Here is a 20170-nt window from a genome sequence, read left to right as displayed (position 1 = left end):
GCCCCGGCGTCGTGGAGGTCCTCGTGTTCCCCGCCCCGGGGCCCTACGGCCGGGACGACGGAGAACGGGTCCTCAGGCGAGGCCGCCGTCGCGGGCCACGACGGTGCCACCGTGCACGACCATGTCCCGCTGCGGCATGTCGACCACGATCTGCGGCACGCACTCGCCCTTCACCAGGACGAAGTCGGCCGGGCTGCCGGGCGTGAGGTCCGCCCGGGCCAGCCCCATGACGTCGGAGCCGCCGTGGGTGGCGGCGTCGTAGCAGGAGGACAGCTCCTCGTCGAGACGCATGTCCGTGACCCAGCCGAGGATGTGCGCGCGGTGCATCATGTCCGCGTTGCCGAACGGGCTCCAGGAGTCGCGCACTCCGTCGGACCCCAGTCCGACCTTGACGCCGTACTCCCGCAGCCGTGCGATGGGCAGCACCAGGTCGCGGCTGGGCGCGACGGTGGTCAGGGAGATGTCGAGGTCCCCCAGTTCCCGCGCCAGGGAGCCCAGTTCGGCGTCGGACAGCCGGGGCAGGCAGAAGACGTGGCTGACGGTGACCCTGCCCTGGAGGGACAGGGCGCGGGTGCGGTCGATGATGCCGCGCAGCACCGTGACGCCCTTGTCGTCGGAGTCGTGGAGGTGGATGTCCACGCCCACGCCGTAACGGTCCGCCAGTCCGAAGACGAAGTCGAGCTGTTCCTCGAGGGCGTTGTCGAAACTGATCGGGTCGATGCCGCCGATGTGGTCCACGACGCCGCTGCGCGCCGCCTCCTCGAGCAGGGCCGCCGTTCCCGGGGTACGGAAGACTCCGTGCTGCGGGAAGGCGACGATCTGCACGTCCAGAGCGTGCTCGAGCCGCTCGCGGGCGGCGGCGATGCCTTCCGGGCCGGCCAGTCCGTAGGCGGGAGCGACGTCCGCGTGCGCGCGCATCGCGCGGGTGCCCCGCGTCACGGCGTGCGCCATGAGACCGTAGGCCCTCTCCGCGACGCTCCGGCTCTGGCTGTTGAACAGCTCGACATCCTGCGCCACGAACTCCGCGATGGTGCTCGCGGGCTTGCGCGACACCCAGGAGCCGCCCCACGACGTCTTGTCCGGGTGGATGTGCGCGTCGACCAGGGACGGCAGGGCGATGCGGCCGCCGCCGTCGATCACTTCGGCGCCCTTGGGGGCGGGGCGGTCGCTGATGCGGCCGTCGACGACGGTGAGGTCGACCGGCTTGCGGGCCCCGAAGGGCCGTACGTTCCGGAAGACCACCGCGTCGCGGGGGCCCCTGCGGGAGCCGGCCGCGGCCGGTGCCGCGCCCGCGGACAGCACCGCCCCGGCGGCGGCCACGGTGGCAGCGGTGGCGAGCACGGCACGCCGGGACGGCGAGGAGGGTGCGGACGTCATGGGTACTCCTTCGGTGAGGGGGGAACCGGGGCCCGTCGAGCGCCGGGTGCGACCGGGACGTTCAGCAGATCCGGCCGGCGCGCACGACACGTACGGGCCGGGACAGCGCGGAGACGTCGCTCAGCGGATCGGCGTCGACGACGACGGCGTCGCCCGCGTAACCGGGTGCCAGGCGGCCGGCGGTCCCCGGGAGTCCGAGCAGCCGTGCCGCGTTGGTGGTGGCCGTGCGGATCGCGTCCAGCGGCGACAGCCCGGCGGCGTGCATGAGCTCGATCTCATGTCCGATGGGGGTCACCTCTCCGCCGGACGAATCGGTGCCGGCGGCCAGGGGCACGCCCACCTCGTGCGCGGTCCGGACGGCGTCCTCGAGAACCGGGAGATAGGTGCGGCCCCGCTCGGCCAGCACCGGGTCCGACGACTCGGCGAGCCCCGCGATGGCGGTGAGGGTGGGCGTGAAGTACGTTCCCCTGCTCCGCATGTCGTGCAGGGTGCGCTCGTGGACGAAGACTCCGTGCTCGAGTGACCGGATCCCGGCCCGGACCGCGTCGTCGCAGCCCTTCTCGCTGTAGCCGTGGCAGAGCACGCCCTTGCCGTGGCGCCGGGCCGCCGCCACCACCTCGGCCAGTTGCTCGTAGGAGTACACCTGCGTCAGCGGGTCCTGGTCGGGCAGCCCGGCACGCTCGTTGACCCGGGTCTTGATCACGTCGGCGCCCCGTGCGGCGTTCACGTCGACCACGCGCCGGAGGGCCTCGGCCGAACGCACGCCGTCCTTCTGGCCGACCAGGGCCGCCAGGTCGGGGTCGGCGAGCACCGAGTCGCCCATGTCGGGCGTGACGAACACCCCGGCGGCCCTCAGCCGGGGCGCCGAGACGGGCCGGCGGCGGGCGAGTTCGCGGACGGCGATGTCCTGGTAGAAGGTGGTGGACCCGCTTCGCGCGCTGGTGGCTCCCCGGGTCACGGCCGCGCGCGCCTCGGCGACGGTGCTGAGGTGGATGTGGGCGTCGACCAGGCCGGGCAGCACCCAGCGGCCGTGGGCGTCGAGACGGGGAAGGTGCCCGGGAACGGCTCCCTTGCGCCGCGCGCCCGCCCGGTCCACCGTGCCGTCGCGGATGACGACGACCGCGTCCTCGGTGACCTCGCCCGTGGCCGGGTCGAGCAGCGTGCCGCCCTCGATCACCAGGTCGCCGTACGGGCCCGCCGGGTGCGCGGGTTCACCCTTGCGTGCGGCGGCGGGTGGCGCCGCGGAGAGGACGGCCGCGGTTCCCGCGAGGGCGGCGGCACCGGCGAGCACACCGCGCCGCGTCGGACGGCCCGGCGGGGGAGGGGAGGGCTCGAGACACATGACGACTCCGGTCTCCAGGTGGGGGTGCAAGTAGCCCGTGTTTTGTATACCAAAGCTGACCGAGTCACAAGGGTTCAGGCTTGTGGCCGGCCTCGTCGCTTCCCACTTGGCTGGCACTTCTCCCCCTGACAACCGGATTTCCCTCCCCTTTTCCGCTCGCGACGGAAGGGGGAGGCGGGGCCAGCATCGGTATCCCGGATAACTGAGTTCCCGAGGAACCGGCCCGGGCCCGCGAGGCCCGCGGCACCGTCCCGGATGCCGCGGAACACGTCGGTGAGCGCCGCCGTGGCGAGCAGGTACCGGTTCGCTTCCCGAAGACCTCGGCGGGCGGGTGCCGGCCGGCCTTCCGTCCGAGGCGTGGTCAACCGGGAGCGCCCCCGGCGAAGATGGGGGCCATGACGGAAGAAGGCTCCTCGATCGACCGCACCAGGACCAGCATCGCCCGTGTCTACGACTACCTGCTGGGCGGCAAGGACAACTACGCCGTGGACCGGCAGATCGGCGACGTGTTCAAGCGTGACCTCCCCGGTTCGGTGGCGATCGCCTTCGCCAACCGCGCGGCCCTGACCCGGGCGGTCCGGACGATCGCCGCGACCACCGGCGTACGGCAGTTCATCGACCTCGGCAGTGGTCTCCCGACCGCCGACAACGTCCACCAGGTCGCGCAACGGCACGCTCCGGAGTCCCGCGTCGTCTACGTCGACACCGACCCCCAGGTGCTGGTCCACGGCCGCGCGCTGCTCGAGGAGAACGACCGGACACGGGTCGTCCCCGTCGACGTCCGCGACCCCGAGGGTGTCCGCACGCACCCGGACACGCTGGAGCTCATCGACTTCGGCCGCCCGGTGGCCGTCATGTTCAGCGCCATCCTCCACCACGTCAACGACGAGGAGGACCCCGCCGGGATCGTCCGCCACTGGCGCGACCAGGTGCCGTCCGGAAGCTATTTCTTCGTCAGCCACTTCCGTTCCGGCGACAACCCGGAGACGGCGGAGGCCGAGAAGGTGCTCCAGGAGACGTTCGGCCGCGGCCGGTGGCGCTCGGACCAGGAGATCGTGGCCCTGCTGGACGGGCTGGAGATCCTCGAACCGGGCATGGTCCCCGCTCCACGGTGGCGTCCGGACCCGGTCGACGGCCCCCTGAACGGCGACGTCGAGCGCGAACTCACCGTCTGGGAACGCCTCATCGTCGCCGGCCTGGCCCGCAAGCCCTGAACCGCGGCGCCCGGCAGGGGACCCTTCCCGGCAGTGGGCGCCCCACCTCCTCGGGCCGTCTCCGTCGGCGTCGGCCCGTCACCGTCGAAGGAGTGCCTCGGCGCGACGACCGTTCAGTCGAGGCCGGACTCGTGTCGCGATCGACGGGAGTCGGATGCCGGGGGCGCGGATTCGCAGGTGACACCGCCCGGGCACGCCTTGGCGTCGAGGTCCCAGCCCGCGCGCCGGCCGCCCGCGCGGAAGGCGCTCTCGAGGAATGCGAGGACGGTCTCCCGCGGGGCCGGGCCGCCCCGGACGTCGTCGTAGCGCAGCACGGCCAGGTGGCTGCCCCGCAGGGGGACCCACGACGCCCGGGGCGGGCTGAGTCTCTCCTCCTCCAGCCCCTTCGGCTCCGGCGCGGTGTACGAGTAGAACGCGGGCTCGGGGAAGGTCGGGTCGCCGAACCAGAAGCCGGCGCTGATGACCTCCCGCGAGTAGGACTCCCGGGTGACCTCGTCGGCCGACGCGGGCAGTTCCGCCCTCTTGTCCGAGAAACGGGTCACGGCGATGTCGAAGGTGTGCCAGAAGTGGTGCACCGGGCTGGTCTTCCCCGACCACTGCGCCGCGTACTGCTCCAGGACCAGATTGACCTGCGAGAGGACCACCCAGTAGGTGTGCGCCTGCGCCGCGTCGTACGTCGCGTGCTCGGTGTCCTGCGCGAACGGCCGCCCGGAGTCCGGGAGGTCGTAGGGATAGGGGCGCGCGATGTCGCACGGTACCCCGAGCCCGCGGAGCGAGCCCACCAGACGCCGGTGGAACGCGCCGACGCTCAGTCCCTGGAGGGGGAAGGTCACGCACTCACCGCCGGAATGCGCGATCTTCAGGGAGTGGTCGACGAAGTCGAAGTCCACGCAGAAGAACTCACCACTGTCCGTGAGCCCCATGGGGCGCGTCGTGATCCCGCGGCCGGTGAGGTGGTACGGCACGTTCCACCAGTGGTTGCGGCGCTGCGAGAAGGCGAGCCGCACCTTCCCCACGATCTGGGTGAACCGGTGGATCGTCTCCTTGGTCGGGGTCCAGGACGCGTAGGGCAGGGCCGGAAAGAGCTCCATGATCAACTACCGTTCGGGTGCTCGGACTTGCCGGCGGGCGGCACTCGCCCCGCGCGGGTGTCGGCCGCGCGGCCGCGCGGCCGTCTCCACCAGGCGCCGTCCCTGGTGATCGGACGCGTCCGGGGGCGCCCGGTCGAGCGCCTCACCGCCACCGCTCGGCCGGCTGCGGCCTCTGCGTACGCTACGCCTGGTCGGCAGTTTCCGCCCCCGGGCGCCTGCCCCCGGTGGGCGCCGGGCAGCGGGCACCGGCAGGCTGGAGTCGTGAGCGGAATCGGAGACGGCACCGACGGCCTGCGGCTGGCCTCGGCACGTGGACGCTGGGTCCTGGCGTGCGTCGTGCTCGCGTCCGGCATGGCCATGCTCGACGGCACGGTCGTCAACGTGGCCCTCCCCAGGATGGGGCGCGACCTGGGAGCCTCCCTGTCGGTGCTCCAGTGGGTGGTCAACGCCTACATGCTGACCCTTTCGGCGCTGATCCTCTGGGGCGGCGCGCTCGGCGACCGGCTGGGCAGACGGCGCACGCTGCTGCTCGGCGCCGCCTGGTTCGCCGGGGCCTCGGCCCTGTGCGGCTTCGCCCCCGACGAGTACGTGCTCATCGCCGCCCGCGCACTGCAGGGCGTCGGCGGCGCGCTGCTCACCCCGGGCTCGCTGGCGCTGGTCCGTGCGTCCTTCCATCCCGACGACCAGTCGCGTGCGGTCGGGGCATGGTCCGGGCTGACCGGTGTGGCGGGCGCCCTCGGCCCGTTCCTCGGAGGCTGGCTGATCGACGGGCCGGGCTGGCGGTGGATCTTCTTCATCAACGTGCCGATAGCGGTCGCCGTCGTGGTCGTCGCCGTCGTCTTCGTACCGGAGAGCCGTGATCCCGCCGCCGCCGGCCGGCCGTTCGACACGCTGGGCGCGTGCCTGGCGGCGGTGGCGCTGGGAGGCGTGAGCTATGCGCTGATCAGCGCCTCGGCGGGCGCCTCCGTCCCGCGGATCGTGCTGCCGGCGGTGGTCGCCGTGGCCGCGGGGACCGCGTTCCTGGCGGTGGAGCGCCGGGCCGGGAACCCGATGATGCCGCTGTCCCTGTTCTCCTCGCGGCTGTTCTCCGCGACCAACGGCATGACGGTGTTCCTGTACGCGGCCATCGGCGGTGTCCTGTTCCTGCTGCCCGTCCAGCTTCAGACGGCGCTCGGATACGACGCGTTGCAGGCCGGCCTCGCCACGATGCCCATCACCGTGCTGATGCTGCTGCTCTCCGCCCGCGCGGGTGCCCTGGCCAAGCGCGTCGGGCCGGCGCTGCCCCTGGTCGCGGGCCCGCTGGTGGCCGCGGCCGGGGCGCTGCTGCTGCTCCGCGTCGAACCGGACTCCGCCTACCTGCCGGACGTCCTCCCACCGGTCCTGGTGATGGGCCTGGGCATGAGCCTGTTCGTGGCGCCTCTGACGGCGACCGTCCTGGCCTCCGTCGACGCCGGGCACGCCGGACTGGCGAGCGGAGTGAACAACACGGCGGCACGGGTGGCCCAACTGCTGATCGTCGCCGCGCTGCCCCTCCTGGTGGGCCTGTCCGGTGACGCCTACACCTCCGCCGCCGCGGTCAACCGCTCCTTCCACCGCGCCGCCGTCGTCACCGTCGTCCTGTTCCTGGCCGCCTCGGCGACAGCGGCCGTCTTCGTCCGGCCCCGGCGCGAACGCCACCGCGTCGAGACCGCCCCGCACCCCCTGTGCCGCTCCCACCTCTCCCTCACCTGCCCACCCCTGGAACCCGGCCCGGAAGCGCCCCGCGGAGGGCACGAGGAGGGACGGCGGGGGAGGGAGGCGGCCGGATGAGGGCGGCCGGAGCGCGTCCGGCAGGACGGTCGTCGCCCTGCTGAACCGGGCCCGCCCCGCTGCAGGGCCCGCGGCCCCGGGTGCGACACTGAGCCCATGTTCGTCCAGTTCCTCGCGGCCACGGGTGTGCTCGCCGTCCTGACCATGGTTCCCGGCCCCGACATGGCGGTGGTGACGAAGCGGGCCATCGCGTCCGGCTGGCGGGACGGCCTGCGCACGGTCGGGGGCATCACGGCGGGACTGCTCGTCTGGGGCGCGCTCACCGTCGTGGGCCTGGCCGCCGTCCTGGCCGCCTCCGCCACGGCGTACACGGTCGTCAAGCTCGCCGGTGCCCTCTACCTCGGCTTCCTGGGGGTCCAGGCCCTGCTGCAGAGCCGGCGCGGCCGCTCGGCGACCCCGGAGGCGAGCGCCCCGGCCCCGTCGGGCAACCCGTGGCGCACCGGACTGATCAGCAACGTCTTCAATCCGAAGATCGCCGTCTTCTACACGGGTCTGCTCCCCACCCTGGCGCCGTCCGGCTTCTCGCCCCACCTCGGGATGTCCCTGCTGGTCCTCGTCCACGCGGCCCTCACCCTCGTCTGGCTCGGCGGTTACGTGCTGGTGCTCGCCAAGGCCCGCGCCTTCTTCGAGCGGCCCGCCGTACGACGCGCGATGGACCGCGTCACAGGTGTCGTCCTGATCGGGTTCGGCATCAAGGTGGCCGCTTCCCAGCCCTGACGCCGGTAGGCGACGTGGGCGGAACCGCTTGACCCTCACACCGTGTCAGGCGGTCGACTGGAGGACATCATGTTCACCATCGGAGACTTCGCCCGGCACGGCCGCGTCTCGGTGCGGATGCTGCGTCACTACGATGCGACCGGCCTGCTGCGCCCTGCCCACGTCGACCCCGTCACCGGCTACCGCCACTACACCGCCGCCCAACTCGCCCGCCTCAACCGGATCGTCGCGCTCAAGGACCTCGGCTTCACGCTCCAGCAGGTGGGGAGCATCGTGGACGAGAAGGTGAGCGTCGAGGAACTGCTCGGCATGCTGCGGCTGCGGCGGGCGGAACTGGAGGCGGCCGTGGCGGCGGCGGAAGCGGGGCTGGTCCGGGTCGAGGCGAGGATCCGCGCGATCGAGAGCGAGGGTCACATGCCCACGAACGACGTCGTCCTCAAGCACGTCCCCACCGTCCGGGTGGCCGAACTGAGCGCCACCGCGGCGAGTTTCGAGCCCGAGCACATCGGTCCGGTCGTCGGGCCGCTCTACGAGGAGCTGTTCCGCCGCCTGGCATCGGCGGGCATCGCGCCCACGGGTCCCGGCGTCTCCTACTACGAGGACGCGCCGGAGGGCGACGGCCGCATCAGTGTCCACGCCGCCGTCGAGGTCTCCGCCCCTCTTCAGGACGGCGCCGTCCGCGTCCTGGACCTGCCGGCGCTCGACCGGGCGGCGACCGTCGTGCACCGCGGTCCGATGGACACCGTGCTGGCCACCGCCCAGACCCTGGCCCGCTGGATCGACGCCAACGGCCACCGGTCGACGGGATACCCCCGCGAGGTCAACCTGGAGTGCCCGGACGACCGGGACGACTGGGTGACCGAACTGCAGGCGCCGGTGACCCGGGCCCGACCCACCGGGTCGCGGTCCTGACAAGGCCGGTGGCGCCGGTCACCCGGACAACTGACGTACCGGCCGCACCAGTCATCGGCCCCGTGACGACATTTGTACAAGACCGAGGCCGGCAACCCAGGCATCCTCCCGTGCATGGGTATCTACGACGGCGAGCACGTGCACGGCATGCACATGGTCCACGACGGCCCGCGGGAGGCGCCGACGCTGGTGCTCATCCACGGATCGGGGGCCTCGGGCAGCTCCTGGGGACCGGTGGTGCCGGCACTGGCCGGCCGGTATCACGTCATCCGGGTCGATCTGCCGGGCCACGGTCAGTCCCCGCCCGCGCCGTCGTACGACGTACCTGAGCAGGCGGCCAGGCTGGCCGCGGCGCTCGATGAGCTCGGCCTTCGTCCGGTCACCGTGGCCGGGCACTCCAGCGGCGGATACATCGCCACCGCCCTCGCCGAACAGCGGCCGGACCTGGTGGGTTCGCTCGCACTGATCAGCAGTGGCCCGAGTCCCGACGCGCTCCTTCCGCAGCCCGTCCTCCTTCGGGTCCTGATCGACCCGCCGCTCGGCCCGCTTCTCTGGAGAGTCCGTACCGACGCCATGCTCCGCCGGGGGGTGACCGCGGTGTGCAACCGCCCGGTGGACGTCCCGGACGACCTGGTCGCCGACGTACGGGGCATCGGTTACCGCACGTTCAGGACGGTGCTGCGCCAGAACGGCGCGTACATCGCCGAGCGGAGCGTACCCGCGCGCCTGACCGCACTCGACGTCCCGGTTCTGGTGATCTTCGGCGCTGCCGACCCCCGCTGGGATCCGTCTTCGGCGCACCACTACGACACGGTGCCGAACACGCGAGTCGAGCAACTGCCCGACGTCGGGCACTTCCCCATGCTCGAAGCGCCGGAGGCCACCGGCGAGTTGCTGCTGGGCTTCGCGGCTACGGGCCGCTGACACTCATCGCCTAGCCTGGTGCCGTGAGGTCCACCGAATCACCACCTGACTGGGCGTCGGTGGAGGTCGCCGTGCCCCGGCAGCCGGGCGGACTCCCGGGAGTCGGCATGGCCGGGTTCCGTCAACGTGCCCCGGCCCACGTGGACATCGCCATGGTCGCGCACCCCTCGGTCACTCTGTTCGTGGACCTGAGTGAGGGGGACAGCCTTGTCTACGACGCCCGCGGCAGGCGCGAATGCGGCAGCACGGTCGTTGGACTGGTACCGCGCGACCTTCGGATCGGGGGCCGGGCGGCCGGGGGGATCGAGTGCCTCCAGATCCGGTTGTCGCCGGTCCTGGCGGTCGCGGGGCTCGGCGCAGCGACCGACCTCAGCGGGACGGTGGTCTCCCTGGAGGATGTCTGGGGCCGCGACGCCGGGCGAGCCGAGGACAGGCTGCGGGCCGCCACGTCGTGGGACGAGCGGTTCGCGATCGCAGTGGATGTCCTCGGCCGACGACTGAGCGCCCGCCCGTCGCTTGATCCGGAGGTCGCCGCCGCCTGGTGGCTGATGCGCACCAGCCGGGGACGGGTACGCGTCGACAGCCTGGCGAACGAGGTCGGATGGAGCCGCAAGCGCCTGTGGTCCCGCTTCCGGTCCCAGATCGGCCTCACCCCCAAGCACGCCGCCCGGCTGGTGCGCTTCGACCATGCCGCCCGTCTCCTCGCGGCGGGTAACGCGGCCGCCCAGGTGGCGGCCGCGAGCGGCTACGTCGACCAGGCCCACCTCCACCGCGAGGTCAAGGCGTTCACCGGGGTGACACCCACCGCCGTGGCCGCTGCGCCGTGGCTCGCCATCGACGACGTCGCGTGGCCGACCTCGTTCGCGGACCTGCCGCCGTCGACCTCTCCGGTCCGCCAGGTTCCGACGAGGTGAGCCGAGTCCCACGAGAGCACCGGCGGTGGTGTCGGCGCGCCCAGTTCGGCGACCCCGGTGACAACTACCGCGCTTCGGCTCCCGGTTCGACGGGTGGGACGCCGAACTCCAGGAGCGGTCAGAGCTCGAACTCCAGATGGGCGACGTCGGTGAGTTCCACCTCCAGGCCGTGGGCGCGGCGGCCGTTGTCGCGGAAGTAGACCTCACCGAGGGCTTCGGCGGCGATCCGGCGGAGCTGGTCCTCGGTGGCACCGCCCTCCTGGGCCTCGAAGAGCCGGGCGGCGTGCTGCGGGGGCAGGGCCAGGGTCAGGTGGCGCAGGCGGGCGTCGTCGGTGCTGCCGGGGGCGGCGGTGAAGCCGAACCGGGCACGGGTGTCGATCATGATGCCGCCGGTGGTGGCCGCCGTCTGCTTGGCCCGGGCCCGCACCTGCGGCTGCCAGCGTGCGCGTACCTCGCGTTCGAGGCGTTCGGCGAGCTGGGGCCGCGGCGTCCTGATCCGGTTCTTCACATACCGCTCGACGGTGCGCCGGCTGATGCCGAGCAGTTCGGCCACGAGCCGGGTGCTGCCCCGGTGCTGCCGGACCAGGTAACGCATCTGCGCCCCGGCGGACTTGGGGACGGGACGGGTGAACGCGCCCTGCACCGCCCTGTCGAGCTCCTCCCCGACCGTGACCATCGGCGTGACTCTCCTACTCTCCGGTGTCCTTGGCGGTGACCTCGCCGGTCTTGATGTAGCGGGCGAGGTTGGCGACCTTGCCGTCGGCGCCGAGCTGTTCGAGGACGTCCGCCCCCCACAGCACGCTCTGGGTCCCCTCGTGCTTGACCATGCCCGGCGAGACGCCGACGCGGAAGCTGCCCGGCACGGTCCTGCCGTCGGCGCCGTAGGGCAGGACGTCCAGCGGGCCGGAGCCGTCGGCGGCGTACACGGCGCAGTCGGAGAGGACGGCGACCGGATACTGTCCGGTGGCCGCCGCCAGGGCGAGCATCTTGCGGTGCATGTTGATCCGGGCCCGGGAGACGACGGTGGCGCGGATGTCCGGCCGCCACGTCGGCCGGGCGAGCGCGGGCCAGGCGTGTCCGGGTTTCCAGCCGCCGCCGCGTGCCTTCTCCTGAAGCTTGCCGATGCCGCCCTTGACGGTCATCTTGATCGCGTCCAGGACCATCGCCATCTCCGGATCACGGCTGCGGTAGCCGTCCATCGCCGTGAGGAACTCCCGCGGGCCGAGCTCCTCGCCCACGCCGAGATCGGCCATGGTGGCGACGTAGGCGTTGCGCAGCCGCTTGTACCAGCCGTCCAGGAACCGTCCGCTCTCCGGGCGCACCCACGCCTCGAGCGGTGCGACGTCGTAGCCGAGTTCGACGGCGTAGGCGACCGTCGGGGTGGCGTACCAGGCCGGGCCCGTCGGGCGTTCCCCGGTCGGGGTGAACGGGCTGGGCAGCAGGTCGCCTTCGAGCCGGTGCCACTGCTTGGCGACCCTCACCCGGGACAGGTCGACGTGGGACAGGTCGACCAGCCAGGAGCCGGGCACCGTCGCGTCGAAGGCGGGGTCGGTCACGTGCACGGGCGGGGAGGCGAGGCCGACGACCGCACCGTTGGCGGCCGCGCCGAAGGCCAGGTTCACGTCGATGCCGACCAGGTGGCGCCGCATGCACTCGGCGTCGGTCAGATCCCGCGCCCAGTCGTAGGCCTCCTCGAACAGCCGCTCAGCGGGCCCGCGCACGTGGAAGCGGGGCAGATGCGCGAGGACGGGATGCCCGTCCGGTGCCTCGCAGGGCGCCGGGTCCATGGGCTCGGTGCCCAGGGAGCCGGGCCGGTGCTCGGAGTGCCGCTTGCCCTTCTCGTCGGGTTCGCCGGCCCGGGTGGGCGGGTTGAGTGCGGTCATCAGCTCCAGCCCCGTGACGGCGGTGGAGCCGACCGGCGTCATCACACGGTCCGCGTACACCCCCAGCACGCGGGCCAGTTCCGCCGGATGCAGGCCGGCGGCACGGCCCCAGGCACGGTCGTCGAGGGCGCGCCAGGACGGGACGCAGAGCTGCACGCACCGCCGGCGGCCGCCTTGGGCGGGGCGGTAGATCCGCGCCCACGGCCCCAGTCCCCGTTTGGTGAGCCGCCAGTCGGCGCGCTCCAGCTGCTTGATGACCTTGTGGCCGTCCGGGAGCCGCCCGGCGAGCCGCTCGGCGTCGGAGAGCCGGCCGGGCAGACCGTAGCGCTCGCACGCCGACCGGGTCAGCACCAGCAGCGGGTCGGCGTCCTTGCCCGAGCCGTGCAGCCTCTCCGCCCCGATCCGCGCCTCGGTGAGCGTCCACTCCACCAGGGAGGGCAGCGACTTGGCGGGTACCTCCAGGAGCAGACCGCCCACGCCGTGGCCGGTGACGTTCCGGTCGGCGTCGGCGTCGATGACCAGCAGCGGCCCGTGCGCGTAGGCACCGGCGGACACGGCGGTGCCCGAGGACGCGGCCCCCTGCACGCCCGGGCGGTGCGAGGACCGCGGTGGTGGGGTGCTGCGGGGACGCGGCGGCGCGGCGGCCGCGGTCTCGACGGCCGCGGTCTCGACGGCCGTCGGGGGAGCGGCCGGGGGTGTCCCGGCCTCGGCGGGGGCGCCGGCTCCCCGGTCCCGCCCGCTCGTCCGCTGTGTCCGGGACGTCGGCTCCGGGCCGGCGGACCTCTGTGGTGTCTCGGTGCCCTCCTGCGGCGCGTCGGTGTTCTCCGGGGCGGGATAGAGCTGAGCGAGCTGCTTCAGCAGACGCGCGTACGCCTCCCGTTCCGGCGGTCGCGGCTCGGTCCTGCCCGACTCCCAGCCGCCGACGGTCGCCCGCCGCACGCCCAGGGCGGCGGCCACTTCGTCCAGGGTCAGCGCGTGGGCCTGCCGCAGCCGCCTCCGCTCGGCCGGGGGCGGCAGCGGGGAGCGGGACGCGATCAGCGCGTCCACCGCATCGAACAACTCGGACACCTGGCACCTCCGCCCGCACTGTAGCCCACGGAGCGTACATCCAGCGTATGTCTCGCGTACGGAGACCGTACGTGGCGTGCGGGGAGCCCGGTCGGTGTCAGCGGTGCTTCACGCCGGGCAGGGCGCCGGGTGCGAGGGTCGGCTCGGTGACGGGGACGTCCCCGAGGGCTTCGTCGACGGCCGTGAGCAGGTCGTCGGAGAGCTCCACGCCGGAGGGGGCGGCGTTCGTTCGCGTCGCTGTTGACGAGGTCCTGGGAGACCGCCATGTCGGCGGAGGCGAACCGGATGCCCTCGGGGACGGGCCGGCCGGGCTCGTACTTGCCGGTGAGGACGCCCTGGGCGAGGGGGGACCAGACGATCCGGGAGATGCCGTGGGCGGTGCACAGGCCGAAGACCTCGCCTTCGGGGGCCTGCCACAGCATGGAGTACTGCGGCTGGGAGGAGACGAACAGGTCGGGGCCGGCGACGTCGATGGCGGCCCGGATCTGTTCGGGGGTCCACTCGCTGAAGCCGATGCAGCGGGCCTTGCCCTGGTCGACGACCTTCTGGAACGCCTCGAGGGTGTCCTCGACCGGGACGGTGGGGTCGAAGCGGTGTGCCTGGTAGAGGTCGACGTGGTCGGTCTTCGGACGGGTGAGGGAGGCGTCGATCTGCTGGGCGACGTGCGCCGGGGACAGGCCCTGGTCGGCCGGGTCCGGTCGGACGTGTCCGGTGCAAGTGCCCAGCCGTGGCCGGGGACACGGGCCCTTCCTCCGACGGTCTTCCCGCCGCCGGGACGCCGCCTCCGTAAGAGAGGGCCGCCGTGGGGCCGTTCACCCGCTCGACAGGCCGTGCGCGTAGTCCGCGAGGGTCCGTCCCGCGGTCCACCCCTGGCGTTCGGCCCGGGACACGTCCAGGACGACGGAGTGCGCGAGCTGGTCGACCGCGTAGCGCGTGAGCCGCGGCTGCGTGTGCGGTCGCAGGCGGGCCAGCGTCTGGGCGGCGCCGGCCGCGGCACGCGCCACCGGCAGGGGGAGGTGGCCGATGCGCGCCCGTACACCGTGGGCGCGCAGCACCGTACGGATCGCCTCGTCCCGGTCGTACGGCGCCGGGTCGGCGATGTTGTACGCGCCCGGCGGCCAGCCGGCGGCCGCGAGGCAGGCGTCGGTGAGGTTCCCGACGGCCGTCAGGCTGAGGCCGACGCTCGGCCCCGGCAGCAGGAGCAGTCCGCGGCGGACGCGGGCCAGCAGCCGGGGCACCAGGTGCGGGTCCCCGGGGCCGTAGACCGCACGCGGCCGCAGCACCACGGCACCCGCGGCGAGCGCCAGCGCCTCACCGGCGGCCTTGGTACGGCCGTACGCGTTCAGGTGTCCGCGCACCGGATGGTCCTCGGTGACGCGGGAGCGTCCGGTCCCCGGCGCGTACACGCTGGCACTGCTCACCCACACCACCGGTCGGCCGGCGGCGCCCTCCAGCAGCCGTGCCGTGCCGTCGACGTTGACGGCGTGCATCGCGGCCTCCGCCGGGGAGCCGGGCACCGGATCGCCCACGGCCGCCGCGCAGTGCACGACGAGGTCGGCGCCGGACAGGTCCGGCACGTCGCGTGCGGCGTCCCACGGGACGTGCCGGCCGACCGGGCCGGGACGCCGCCCGACGGACAGGACGTCGGCGCCGCGGGCGGCGGCCGTCACCGCCACGTGGGAGCCGCAGAAGCCGCTCGCCCCGGTCACGGCGATGGTGGTCATCGCTCCTCCCCGGACCGGTCGACGTCGCCCGCCCGGACGGTGAGGGAACGCCAGCCGGGCAGAGCGGCGCCCCGGTCCACGCGGGCGCGCCGGACGGTGGGGCGGTGCGGGGCGAGGGCGGCGAGGGCGTCGTCGAGCTGGGCCCGGGCCAGGCGTGCGCCGGGGCAGGCGTGCGGCCCGGCCCCGAAGACGAGCTGGGCCACGGCGGGCGGAGCCGGGCGAAGCGCGTCCGGCCGCCGGTCGTGGGCCCGGGCGGCGTGCCGGGCCACGAGGATCAGGCGGTCCCCGGACCGCACCGGGCAGCCGTCGAGGTCCGCGTCGGCCGCCGTCACGCGGGGCAGCAGAGGGGAGGGTGCCGTCACGCGCAGCAGTTCGGCCACCAGGGCAGGGCGCAGCCGGTCGTCGGCCGCCTGCTCCCACAGGCGCGCGTCGGCGCACCAGGCGGCGGCCCGCGGGAGGGCCGCGACGGTGGTGCTGACGGCGGCGACCGCGAGCATGGCCCGCAGGGCCGGCTCCGGTTCCCCGCCGGGCCGGTCCGGGGCGAGCAGTGCCTCCAGCCGCGCCGCCGCCGCGGCGGCCGCGCGTGCGGTGCCCGGTGGCCGGGGGCCGGGCAGATGATCGCGTACGGCCAAGGCCGCCGCCTCGGCGGCGGCCTTGGCGATGCCTTCCGGGTCGCCGGTCGTGCGCAGCAGCGCGCGGACGGTGGCGCCGGCCAGTTCGCGGGCCAGTGGTACGAGGTCGACGTCGCGGCCCGCTGCGAGCGGGGCGAGGCGGCGGGCCAGGACGTCGCGCCAGACGGGGCGCAGTCGCTCCACCCCGGCCGCGCCGAGGTCGTCGGCGAGCGTGCGGCGTGCGGCGCGGTGGCCGGTGCCCTCCTGGTCGAACAGCAGGCCGCCGGCGGACAGTTCGCGGGCGGCGCCCCCGGTGGTGCCGGGCGCGGCGCGGTCCAGCGGGACCCGGGTGAGGGCCTGCCGGCAGGGCTCGGTGCCGTGCACCAGCACCGTGCCGCCGATACGGGTGACCGGGCTGCGGCGGGTGGCGGCGAGGAGGGCGAACAGCACGGGGTGGGAGCGGGTGTACACGCGCCGGTCGCGGCGCCGGGCGGCACGAACGGCGGACGCGGCGGGGTCGGTGGGGACGGTGGGGGTGACGGGAGCGTCGGGAACCGTGGTCATCGGACGTGCACCTGCTTCGGGTCGGCAGGGCGGTAGCGGCGGTCCCAGCACCAGAGCAGGGTGCGACGGGCGCCCCAGGCCCGCAGACGCCGCAGGCTGGCGTGGACCACCATCCGCTCGGCCCTCGTGATCCGGTCGCTGTGCTCGCGCGCCCGGTTGAGGAGGACGACGTCCTCCGGCGGGCCCTCCAGCGGCACGCGGGGAGCGCCCCCGCAGCGCAGGTAGAGCGCCGCAGTGATGGCGAGATTGTGCCCGTGGCACAGCACATAGGGGGCGCGGTAGCGCGGGTGCCGGTGCTCGGCGCGGTGACGCCCGTACAACGCGGTGGCCCGGACGACCGCCGGGAGCAGACGGCGCTCGGCGAGCGAGGGCCGCTCGTCCCGGCGCGGCAGGCTGCGGCCACAGGCCATCTGTGTCCCGCGGGCGAACTCCCGGCGCGCCTCGGCGATCCAGTCGGCGGCGGGCAGGCAGTCGGCGTCCGTGCGCACGAGCAGTTCGGCGCCGTGCGCGACGGCGTACCGGAAACCGGTGTCGGCGGCGGCACCGGTGCCCCGCTGCTCCTCGTGGACGAGGTGCACGGGGAACGGCGCGTCGGCGGCGAAGCGGCGCACGACGGCGGCGGTCGCGTCGGAGGAGGCGTTGTCGACGACGGCGAGGGCGAAGCCGGTGTCGGTCTGGGCGGCGAGCGCGGCGAGGGTGGCGCCGATCCCGCTCTCCTCGTTGTAGGCCGGGACGACGACCCACAGCGCGGGTGCCCCGCCGGGCGCGGTCATCGCCGCCTCCGTGCGGCGAGGTGCCGTGCGGCGAGCCGTGCGGTCGCGGCGCGGTCGGGCTTCAGTGAGCGGCCGGACAGCGGGATCCCGGCGAACAGCACCGCGTCCGGCCGTGCGGAACCCATGCGCTCCAGCGGCCCGGCCAGGGCCGTGCGCAGCGCGCCGTGGTCCGCCCCGGGGTCGGGCTGGACGACGGCGACCAGGCGCTCGTCGCCGTCGCAGGCCGGTACGCCCACGAGCAGGGCGAGTTCGACGCCCGGCACGTGCAACGCCGGTTCGTACAGCCCCGGGTAGATGTTCTCCGCGTTCCGCAGCACCATGTCCTTGGCCCGGCCCTCCAGCACGATCCGGCCGCCGTCGAGACGCGCTCGGTCGCCGGTGGCGACCCACGGCTGCGGGTCCTCGCCCAGGTAGCGGTCGCGGGCGGCGGGGCCGGACAGCAGCAGTTCCCCGGCGGCGTCGGTCTTGGCCGTCACGCCGGGGAGCGGGGCACCGACCAGGTCCCCTTCGCCGGTGAAGGCGGCCTTGTCGGCCTGTTCGGCCGCCGCGGCGGGGAACAGCTCGGTCAGCGCGTAGACGCCCCACGCCTCGTCGGCGCCCGCCCGCTTGACGCGCGTGAGCAGGCCGGCGCTCGCGGGAGCCGACCCGGTCCACACCCGCCCGGTGAACCGGCCGCCCTCCGCCAGCAGCCGCCTGAGCTGCGGCGGCGTCAGATAGGTGGCCTGCGGGGCGAGGCGGCGCACCTGGCGTGAGAGCACCCGTGCGCAGCGGGCGGGCAGCGCGACCGGCGCTCCGCTCGCGAGCGACGGAACGAGGACGAAGAAGGTGCCGCCGAGGACGGGCCGCCCGGCCTCGGGCCGGACCAGCTCGGCCACCGTGGCCATGCCGGCGGCGAGCGAGGAGCGGGTGTGCACCACCGCGCGGGGCCGGGAGGTGGTGCCCGAGGTGAACACGACGACCGCGTCGCCGTCCCCGTCCACCGGGGGCGGCAGTGGCACGGCCCGGGCTCCGGCGTCCAGGGCCGGGGCGCAGCCGGGCAGCCGCGGCCCGACCGTGGCCACCGGTCCCAGCTCCGCGAGGTCCGGCAGGGCCAGACGGGCCCGGCGGGCGAGCGGCCGGGCCCAGCCGGCGACCGCCTGGGCGGTGGCGTCGGCGAGGACGACGTCGGGACGCGCCAGGGCGAGCCGGGCCCGCAGCACGTCCGGCCCGGCGCCCGGGTCGAGCACCGCCACCCGGGCGCCGAGGCGGTGCGCGGCGAGCATCACGGCCAGCGCCCACGGGCCGGGCCGTACGGCGACGCCGACGGTGCCGCCGCGTGCGACGCCCCGCGCGTGCAGGGCGGCGGCGCAGCGGTCGGCGAGGTCGGTCAGGTCCCCGCAGGTGGCCCTGGTCCGTACGGCCCCGGTGCGGGTGGTGCCGAGGACGGCGGGCCGCTCGGGGTGGCGCCGCAGGGCGCGGTCGAGGGTGTCGAGCATCAGCGCGGGTCCTCCCCGTGACGGCCCGGGCCCTTGTCGAGGTACCAGCGGGCGGTGCCGACGAGGCCGTAGGCGCGCAGCCGGCGGGTGGAGTTCTCCACGACCATGTCGCGGGCGTGGACGATGGCGGTGGTGCGGCGGCGCACCCGGTTGAGGAACAGCCGGTCGGTGGGGGAGGGGCGGCGCGGCATCCCGCCGACGGCCTCGTACAGCGCGGCGGTGACGGCCATGTTGTTGCCGGCGTGCATCCGGTAGGGGGCGAGGTAGCCGTGGGAGCGGCGGTGGGCGGGGCGGATCCGGCCGAAGAGGGCGGCGGCGCGGACCAGCGCGCGGAACGCGGCCCGCCCGAGCGGTCCGTGCTCGTCGCGTCGTGCGTCGATGCGTCCGCACACCAGGCCCGCCCCGTGCCGCAGGGCCTCGCGGGCACCGGCCGTCCAGCCGGGCCGCGGCAGGCAGTCGGCGTCGGTGCGTGCCAGCAGCGTCGCGCCGTGCTCGATCGCGTACCGGAAGCCGGTGTCCACGGCGCAGCCCACGCCCTTCTCCGGCTCGCTGAGGACGTGCACCGGGAAGGGTGCCCAGCGGGCGAAGTCGTGGGCGATCGCGGCGGTGCCGTCGCTGGAGGCGTTGTCCACGACGACGAGGGTGAAGTCCCGGTCGCGCTGGGCCGCGAGCGCGTCCAGCGTGGCGCCGATCCGCCGTGCCTCCTGGTGCGCGGGCACCACCACCCACAGGGCGCTCATGCCTTCTCCCAGACCATCGTCATGATGCTCACGCCGCCGCCCAGGCCCACGAACAGGACCCGGTCGCCGGGGCGCAGCCCCTCGTGGACGCGGTCGAGCTGTACGCCGAGCGTGGCGCTGGCCATGTTCCCCAGCTCGGGGACCGTGACGACGAGCCGGTCGCGGGGGACGCCGGTCAGCTCCACGAACCGCTCCAGGTACGGCACGGTGACCTGGTGCACCAGGATGTGCCGGAAGTCGTCCCAGCCCAGGCCGGTGCGCTGCCGCATCCGGTCGAGCACCGACGGGCCGATCTTCTCGAAGACCTCCCGCAGTTCGCCGCCGTCACCGTGGAAGTACGTGTGCTCGTCGCCGCGGGGGTGGCGTGATCCACCGCCGAGGATGCCACCCGCCGCCCAGTGCTCGGAGTGCGTCTCGGTGTCCACGTCGAGGACGCCGCCCCGCGGGGTCTCCTCCAGGACGACCGCGGCTCCCGCGTCGCCGAAGGTGTAGCCCGCGAAGCCGTCGCGGAGCTGGCCGGGGCCGGAGGGGGCGTGCCGCACCGCGCGGCTCGGCGTCTCCCCGGTGACCACCAGGGCCCGGCGGGCCCGGCCGGCGAGGATCAGCGCCCGTGCGGTGTCGATGCCGTTGACGAAGCTGTTGCACGCGTTCGTCACGTCCATCGCGTGCGCCCGGGAGCCGAGTTCGGCCTGCACGATGTGCGCGGTCGCCGGCTCGACCACGTCCCGCGTGGCGGAGGCGAACACCAGCAGGTCCACGTCGTACGGGTCGAGCCCCGCCCGTTCCAGCGCCGTGCGGGCCGCCCGTACCGCGAGCGTGGAGGCGTACTCGTCCTCCGCGGCCGTCCGGCGGGAGACGATGCCGGTGGCCCGCTCGAGCATCCGCGTCGGCAGGGACAGCCCGGAGGCCGCGGAGATCCGCTCCTGGAGCCGGGAGGACGTCACTTCGCGCTCCGGCAGACTGGAGGCCACCGCGGTGATGCCCACCCGGCGCGACATGCCCTGCGCGGTCTGGTCTGTGTGCATGAGCCGG

General features: G+C 74.5%; 17 protein-coding genes and 1 pseudogene. 6 read left to right on the top strand and 12 right to left on the bottom strand.

Going from position 1 to position 20170, the window contains the following annotated elements; translation table 11 throughout:
• Window positions 1–72 precede the first annotated feature (72 nt).
• Both ACH499_RS22830 and ACH499_RS22825 read right to left on the bottom strand, forming a co-directional pair.
• A complete protein-coding gene (locus ACH499_RS22830) occupies window positions 73–1377 on the bottom strand; it encodes an amidohydrolase family protein (protein WP_399017936.1) in 1305 nt (434 codons plus the stop codon).
• Window positions 1378–1438: 61 nt separating this feature from the next.
• On the bottom strand, window positions 1439–2719 hold the full coding sequence (locus ACH499_RS22825) for an amidohydrolase family protein (RefSeq protein ID WP_399017934.1): 1281 nt from the start codon (window positions 2717–2719) through the stop codon (window positions 1439–1441).
• A 395-nt stretch (window positions 2720–3114) separates the two neighbouring features.
• On the opposite strand from ACH499_RS22825, the gene ACH499_RS22820 reads away from it, so the two are divergent.
• Window positions 3115–3933, top strand: a complete 819-nt coding sequence (locus ACH499_RS22820; RefSeq protein ID WP_399017932.1) for an SAM-dependent methyltransferase — start codon at window positions 3115–3117, stop codon at window positions 3931–3933.
• A gap of 113 nt (window positions 3934–4046) precedes the next feature.
• On the opposite strand, the gene ACH499_RS22815 is transcribed toward ACH499_RS22820, so the two are convergent.
• Window positions 4047–5024 carry a DUF5996 family protein gene (locus ACH499_RS22815; RefSeq protein ID WP_356200533.1) on the bottom strand — a complete coding sequence of 326 codons (978 nt, stop codon included), beginning with the start codon at window positions 5022–5024 and terminating at the stop codon, window positions 4047–4049.
• Window positions 5025–5285: 261 nt separating this feature from the next.
• Here ACH499_RS22815 and ACH499_RS22810 point away from each other — a divergent pair, with 261 nt between their 5' ends.
• From ACH499_RS22810 to ACH499_RS22790, 5 genes are all read left to right on the top strand, one after another.
• Complete coding sequence (locus ACH499_RS22810; RefSeq protein WP_399017929.1) at window positions 5286–6833, top strand: MFS transporter; 1548 nt, start codon at window positions 5286–5288, stop codon at window positions 6831–6833.
• 96 nt (window positions 6834–6929) lie between these two features.
• Window positions 6930–7550, top strand: a complete 621-nt coding sequence (locus tag ACH499_RS22805; RefSeq protein WP_399017927.1) for a LysE family translocator — start codon at window positions 6930–6932, stop codon at window positions 7548–7550.
• 69 nt (window positions 7551–7619) lie between these two features.
• Window positions 7620–8462, top strand: coding sequence for a MerR family transcriptional regulator (locus ACH499_RS22800; RefSeq protein ID WP_356200538.1), 843 nt, complete (start codon window positions 7620–7622; stop codon window positions 8460–8462).
• Between the two features lie 114 nt (window positions 8463–8576).
• A complete protein-coding gene (locus ACH499_RS22795; RefSeq protein WP_399017925.1) occupies window positions 8577–9386 on the top strand; it encodes an alpha/beta fold hydrolase in 810 nt (269 codons plus the stop codon).
• A 107-nt stretch (window positions 9387–9493) separates the two neighbouring features.
• Window positions 9494–10300 carry a helix-turn-helix domain-containing protein gene (locus tag ACH499_RS22790; RefSeq protein WP_399018148.1) on the top strand — a complete coding sequence of 269 codons (807 nt, stop codon included), beginning with the start codon at window positions 9494–9496 and terminating at the stop codon, window positions 10298–10300.
• Between the two features lie 118 nt (window positions 10301–10418).
• On the opposite strand, the gene tpg is transcribed toward ACH499_RS22790, so the two are convergent.
• The 9 genes and pseudogenes from tpg to ACH499_RS22745 form a co-directional block, all read right to left on the bottom strand.
• A complete protein-coding gene (gene tpg / locus ACH499_RS22785) occupies window positions 10419–10976 on the bottom strand; it encodes a telomere-protecting terminal protein Tpg (RefSeq protein ID WP_399017923.1) in 558 nt (185 codons plus the stop codon).
• A gap of 13 nt (window positions 10977–10989) precedes the next feature.
• Window positions 10990–13251: a telomere-associated protein Tap gene (gene tap / locus ACH499_RS22780; protein WP_399017921.1), complete on the bottom strand. Its 2262-nt coding sequence runs from the start codon at window positions 13249–13251 to the stop codon at window positions 10990–10992.
• Window positions 13252–13604: 353 nt separating this feature from the next.
• Window positions 13605–13901, bottom strand: a pseudogene (locus tag ACH499_RS22775) (aldo/keto reductase); the annotation flags it as partial.
• Between the two features lie 162 nt (window positions 13902–14063).
• Window positions 14064–14975 carry an NAD-dependent epimerase/dehydratase family protein gene (locus tag ACH499_RS22770; RefSeq protein ID WP_399017919.1) on the bottom strand — a complete coding sequence of 304 codons (912 nt, stop codon included), beginning with the start codon at window positions 14973–14975 and terminating at the stop codon, window positions 14064–14066.
• Window positions 14972–16150: a cytochrome P450 gene (locus ACH499_RS22765; protein WP_399017917.1), complete on the bottom strand. Its 1179-nt coding sequence runs from the start codon at window positions 16148–16150 to the stop codon at window positions 14972–14974. The genes ACH499_RS22770 and ACH499_RS22765 overlap by 4 nt, the downstream gene beginning before the upstream one ends.
• Entirely contained in the window at window positions 16147–16923 is a 777-nt protein-coding gene (locus ACH499_RS22760) for a glycosyltransferase family 2 protein (protein ID WP_356200551.1), read from the bottom strand. Before ACH499_RS22760 ends, ACH499_RS22765 begins: the two co-directional genes overlap by 4 nt.
• Complete coding sequence (locus ACH499_RS22755; protein WP_399017914.1) at window positions 16920–18398, bottom strand: class I adenylate-forming enzyme family protein; 1479 nt, start codon at window positions 18396–18398, stop codon at window positions 16920–16922. The genes ACH499_RS22760 and ACH499_RS22755 overlap by 4 nt, the downstream gene beginning before the upstream one ends.
• A complete protein-coding gene (locus ACH499_RS22750; RefSeq protein ID WP_399017912.1) occupies window positions 18398–19138 on the bottom strand; it encodes a glycosyltransferase family A protein in 741 nt (246 codons plus the stop codon). The genes ACH499_RS22755 and ACH499_RS22750 overlap by 1 nt, the downstream gene beginning before the upstream one ends.
• Window positions 19135–20163 carry a 3-oxoacyl-ACP synthase III family protein gene (locus ACH499_RS22745; protein ID WP_399017910.1) on the bottom strand — a complete coding sequence of 343 codons (1029 nt, stop codon included), beginning with the start codon at window positions 20161–20163 and terminating at the stop codon, window positions 19135–19137. Before ACH499_RS22745 ends, ACH499_RS22750 begins: the two co-directional genes overlap by 4 nt.
• Window positions 20164–20170: the final 7 nt, after the last annotated feature.

Source organism: Streptomyces sp. NPDC018947, assembly GCF_044390505.1.
In the GTDB taxonomy this organism is placed as follows: domain Bacteria; phylum Actinomycetota; class Actinomycetes; order Streptomycetales; family Streptomycetaceae; genus Streptomyces.
Note: the sequence above shows the minus strand (reverse complement) of the source record. Positions and strands in the feature narration are given on the sequence as shown.